The 5050-nt window shown below is 74.8% G+C and carries 5 protein-coding genes and 1 pseudogene; all 6 read left to right on the top strand.

What is annotated here, in order from left to right:
• Nucleotides 1-6 precede the first annotated feature (6 nt).
• Entirely contained in the window at nt 7-843 is an 837-nt protein-coding gene (locus ABD52_RS36180) for a hypothetical protein (protein ID WP_047894709.1), read from the top strand.
• The gene (locus ABD52_RS36175; protein ID WP_013283467.1) at nt 840-1508 is read left to right on the top strand and encodes an SAF domain-containing protein; all 669 of its coding nucleotides are present in this window, start codon (nt 840-842) and stop codon (nt 1506-1508) included. Before ABD52_RS36180 ends, ABD52_RS36175 begins: the two co-directional genes overlap by 4 nt.
• Nucleotides 1508-2341, top strand: coding sequence for a hypothetical protein (locus ABD52_RS36170; protein WP_013283466.1), 834 nt, complete (start codon nt 1508-1510; stop codon nt 2339-2341). Before ABD52_RS36175 ends, ABD52_RS36170 begins: the two co-directional genes overlap by 1 nt.
• A complete protein-coding gene (locus ABD52_RS36165; RefSeq protein ID WP_013473468.1) occupies nt 2331-3872 on the top strand; it encodes a CpaF family protein in 1542 nt (513 codons plus the stop codon). Before ABD52_RS36170 ends, ABD52_RS36165 begins: the two co-directional genes overlap by 11 nt.
• Nucleotides 3869-4768: a type II secretion system F family protein gene (locus ABD52_RS36160; RefSeq protein ID WP_013283464.1), complete on the top strand. Its 900-nt coding sequence runs from the start codon at nt 3869-3871 to the stop codon at nt 4766-4768. The genes ABD52_RS36165 and ABD52_RS36160 overlap by 4 nt, the downstream gene beginning before the upstream one ends.
• Nucleotides 4765-5050: pseudogene (locus ABD52_RS41280) on the top strand (hypothetical protein); the annotation flags it as partial. The gene ABD52_RS36160 and the pseudogene ABD52_RS41280, both read left to right, overlap by 4 nt.

Raw genomic sequence — 5050 nt, 5'->3', positions numbered from 1 at the left:
GAGAGCGTGTCGATCAGCCAGCCGCCGAGCAGCGGACCGAGCGCGGTGGACACACCGGACAGCCCGGACCAGGTGCCGATGGCCCGGCCCCGGTCGTCCGGGTGGAAGCTGGCCTGGGGCGGGGACAACGGCGGCGGGGGCGGCAGCACCCCGAAGTGCCAGTGGAACGGCCGGGCCATCCCCTGCTACCACCCGATTCTCGGCTGGTTCAACAACGCCGACGGCTGCTACTACAAGCTCGAAGAGCCGCAGGACGAGGCCCCTCCCGGCAAGCAGTGGTACCAGCTCACCTGCAACGGTGGCGACCTCGGCAGCCTGCGCCGGGCGCTTCTCGACGCGCCGCCGCCCGGCTACGGCGCGCCGCCGGACCCGGAGGAACTGGCCCGCCGCGCGCTGGCGTCGATCTCGCTGCTCCCGCCCCGCGCCGCCGTGGCGCCCCGGCGCAGCCAGGGCCCCGGCCTGGTCGGGCTGCCCGTCTGGATGTGGGCCAGCCCGGGCGCGGCGTACTTCGGGCCGCTGTCCGCGTCCGCCTCCGACCGGGGACTGACCGTGGAGATCACCGCGAAGGTGGACCGGATCGTCTGGCACATGTCCGACGACATCGACGTCACCTGCGACGGGCCGGGCACGCCCTACCGGGCCGACGGGCCGAGGGCCGGCTCCACCTCACCCGACTGCGGCCTCGACCAGGGCTATCCGAAGGCCGGCACCTACCAGGTGAGCGCCACGACGTTCTGGACCGTCGAGTGGTCCGGCGGCGGCGAGAGCGGCGTCATCGCCCAGAGCCGGTCCAGCGGCGTCGTCCTGGTACAGATCAACGAGCTTCAGGTGGTGACCCGATGAGTGTCGTGGCAGCCCGCAACGGAACCCCGGTGGAGGCGCCGGTCGCGCCGCCGAAGGTGGTCCGGCAACGACGCGTCCGCCCCGGCCTGCTCGGCCTGGCGGTCCTGCTGATCGCCCTCGGCGGTCTGGGCGCGGCGTTCGCGGTCACGTCGGTCCGCTCCACCGGCACGTACCTCGCAGTGGCCCGGCAGGTCGACGTGGGACACCAACTGACCGCCGACGACCTGGTGCCGGTACGCGTCTCCGGCGGGCGGGAACTCCAGCCGGTGCCCGCCGACCGGATGGACGAGGTGCTGGGGTTGCGGGCGGCCGTCCGGCTCACCCCGGGCACGCTGCTCACCCCGGCGCAGCTCACCGAGGCCCCGCTGCTCGGCCCCGGTCAGCAGCAGATCGCGCTGGGGCTGGAACCCGAGCAGGTGCCGGCGCGCAAGCTGCACCCCGGCGACAAGGTGCTGCTGGTCAGCACGCCGTCGAACGCCACCGGCGGCGGCTCGGAGGCGTCCCGCGGCGGCGGCACCCGGTTCGAGGGCACCGTGATCGACACCGCCGCGCCGCAGAACGGCGACGTGGTGGTCTACCTGGCGCTTGCCGTACGGGACGTACCAGCTGTCGTGGCGCTCGCCGCCGACGACCGGATCGCGCTCGTGCTCACCGAGGCGGCCTGATGGCGATCATCGCCCTGGTCTCGGCGAAGGGTTCGCCGGGCGTCACCACCGCCGCGCTCGCCGCCGCGCTGAGCTGGCACCGGCGGCTCGTGCTGGCCGAGTGCGACCCGGCGGGCGGCTCGATCCTCGCCGGTTACCTCGGCGGGGCGCTGGACGGCCCGCGCGGCATCGGTGAGCTGGCGGTGGGTGAGCTGCGGGACGGCAGCCTGGAGCACGCGTTCTGGTCCCAGCTGGTCGACCTGGACGCGCCCCGCCGCGAGCGGCTGCTGCTGCCCGGCGTCGTGGACCCGGCCCAGGCCGGCAGCGTGATCCCGCTCTGGCAGCGCTTCGCCGACTACTTCACCGGGCTGGAGCGGGGCGAACCGCCGTACGACGTGCTCGTCGACTGTGGCCGGCTGGCAGTGGGCGGTCCACCGTGGCCGCTGCTGCGGGCCGCCGCGGTGGTACTGCTGGTGACCCGCGCGCACCTGCCCGACCTCTCCGCCACCCGGGCCACCGCCCGCGCGATCGAGCGGGACCTCACCGAGCACCGCGTACCGCCCGGCACGCTGCGCCTCCTCGTCGTCGGGGACGGGCACGGCACCAGCGAGATCAGCAAGGCGCTACGGCTGCCGGTGATCGCCCGCCTGCCGCACGACCCGCGTACCGCCGAGGTGCTCGCCCACGGCGGCACCGTACGGGCCAACCGGCCGCTGATGCGCGCGGCCGGCGCCCTGGAGGTGCCGGTACGGGCGCTGCTGGACCGGCGGCGCGCCCGGCTGGCCTGGCCCGGGGCGACCACACCGCGCGCGGTGACCGCGCCGAGCGTGCCGGGGGTGTCCGGTGCGGTTTGAGCCGGTCTCCCACGACCCACGCGCGCAGCAGCCGGGCGTCGTCTCCACTGTGCCGCCGCTCGCCCCGCCGAACGGGCGGCACCACGTCCCCGGCCCGGCGCCCGCCGCGCCACCGGCGCCACCGCCACGCCCCCGGGTCGACTTCGCCGTGGTCCGCGAGCTGCGCCGGGAACTGAGCGAACGACTCACCCACTGGCAGCGCGGACGCGAGTTCGACGCCGACGCCGAGGAGGTCGAGCGCGCCCGGCTGGCGGTAGCCGTGGTGTCCGCGTACGCCGACTCGGTACGCCGTGCCGGCACGCCGATGGCGGCGGACTCGGAACGCCTGCTGCTCGACCAGGTCACAGCCGAACTCGTCGGGCTGGGCCGGCTCCAGACGCTGCTCGTCGACGACAGCATCGAGGAGGTGCACATCCTCGGCTGCGACCAGGTACGCATCACCCGGCACGGCGGCGGCGTCGACTGGGCCGAGCCGATCGCCGAGACCGACGACGAGTTGGTGGAGATCCTCCAGGCGGCGGCCCGCCGGGCCGGTGCCACCGAGCGGTCGCTGTCCACCTCGAAGCCCACGCTCGACCTGCAACTACCGGACGGCAGCCGGCTCGCCGCCGTGTTCCTGGTCAGCCACCGCCCGTACGCGGTGATCCGCAAGCACAACACGCTCGAAGTGAGCCTGGAGGACATCGCGGGCGGCCGGCCCGACCTGGACGAGATGATCGACCCGCTGCTGCGCGACTTCCTCCGCGCGTCCATGCGGGCCGGGCTGAACATCATGGTCGCCGGGCTCGCCGGTGCCGGGAAGACCACTGTCATCCGCGCGCTGATGGACGAGATCCCGGCCGACGAGCCGTACGTGCTGCTGGAGGAGAGCCGGGAACTGCTGCCGGCCCGGCGCGGGCACAAGCACCGGGCGGTGATGAGCTTCGAGTCCCGGGAGGGCCACGGCGAGCGCGGCGCGGACGGGCGGCCGGCGGGTGAGGTCAGCATCGCCGACCTGATCCCGGTGTCACTGCGCATGGGCGTGCTGCGGATCATCGTCGGCGAGGTGCGGTCCCGGGAGATCGTGCCGATGCTCCAGGCGATGACCACCAGCCGCGGGTCGATGTGCACCATCCACGCGCGTACCCCCTCGGGGGTGAGCGAACGCATCATCGAGCTGGCGCTGTCGCACGGCCGGGAGATGACAGTCGACCAGGCCCGCCGGATGGCCGGCAACGCGCTCGACCTGATCGTCTACGTGACGGTCGAGGACGAGACAGCGATCGGCGGGCGCAAGCACCGTTTCGTCTCGCACGTCGAGGAGGTCATCGGCGTCGGCGAGGGCAACCGGATCACCACGACGACCGTCTTCGGCCCCGGACCGGACGGCCGTGCGGTCCCCCGCCACCTGCCCGAACGCATCCGCGACCAGCTGCTGCGCGTCGGCTACGACGCCCGCCTGCTCACCAGGTTCGTCGAGGCCGGCGTGGGCGCGTGGCGGCGGCCCCGGCACACCCGCCTCGGGGCGCGGCCGAGCGGAGGCCCGGCGTGACGCAGATCGAACTGATCGCCCTGGTCTCCGGCGCGGCCTGCGTGGCCGGGCTGGTGCTGACAGTGGTCGCGCTCGTCGGCACCCGTCGCCCGCCCGGTCCGGCGCCCGGTGCCGGGCCGGGCCTGAGCCGGCTCTGGACCGGTTCCGGCGCGAGCCGCGCCGACCAGCGCCGCTACCAGCTCCTGCTCGGCGCCGCTGTGGTCGCCGGGGCGGCGGCGTTCCTGCTCACCGGGCTGCCGGTGGTCGGCCTGCTGGTGGCGCTCGCGGTACCGGGCGTGCCGTGGCTGTTCGCGGTCGGCCGGGCCGAGCAGCGGGCCATCGCCCGGGTCGAAGCCGTAGGCGAGTGGACCCGCCGGCTCAAGGACATCTCGGCCACCGGCCAGGGACTCCAGCAGGCGATCATCGGCACCATCGCCACCGCGCCGGAGGAGATCCAGGAGGAGGTACGCACGCTCGCCGCCCGCCTCCAGGCTGGCTGGCTGGCCCGCTCCGCGCTGCTCGCCTTCGCCGACGAGATCGCCGACCCGGTCGCCGACCAGGTGGTGGCCGCGCTGATCCTGCACCTCACCGACCGGGGCGAGCGCCTCGGCGACGTGCTCGGGTCGATCGCCACCGCCGCCTCGGCCGAGGTGGCGACCCGGCGCGAGGTCGAGGCGAAGCGCACGCAGCCCCGGTTCGCGGTCCGCTTCCTCACCGGCATGACGCTGGCGACGCTCGCGTACGGGCTGGTGAACAGCGACTACATCCGTCCGTACGGGACGCTGACCGGCCAGCTCGTGATGGCGGTGCTCGGTGCGGCGTTCGTCGGCCTGCTGGTCTGGGTGCGCTCGATGAGCCAGCCGCCCCGGCCGGCGCGGTTCCTGCCCGCGCCCGACCTGGATGAGGCGATCGCATGATCCTCAACTGGCAGCTGGCGATCGCGGTGCTCGGCGGGTGCGCGGTCGGGCTCGGGCTGTTCCTGGTCGTACGCGAGGCGCTGCCGGCCACCCCGGCGCTCGGCCCGGCGCTGCGACGGCTGCACCAGCCGCCCGGCCAGGCCCCGGCCGCCGGTGCCGGGCCGGACTCGCCGCTGGTGAGGGTGAGGGTGGCTAGGAGCGCGGCGGCGCGGGCGGTCGCGGTGTCCAGGGCGAGCCTGCCGCTGGTGGGGTCGATGTGCAGGAGCCCGCTGTGCAGGACGT

Source organism: Micromonospora sp. RV43 (assembly GCF_001029515.1).
In the GTDB taxonomy this organism is placed as follows: domain Bacteria; phylum Actinomycetota; class Actinomycetes; order Mycobacteriales; family Micromonosporaceae; genus Micromonospora; species Micromonospora aurantiaca.
Note: the sequence above shows the minus strand (reverse complement) of the source record. Positions and strands in the feature narration are given on the sequence as shown.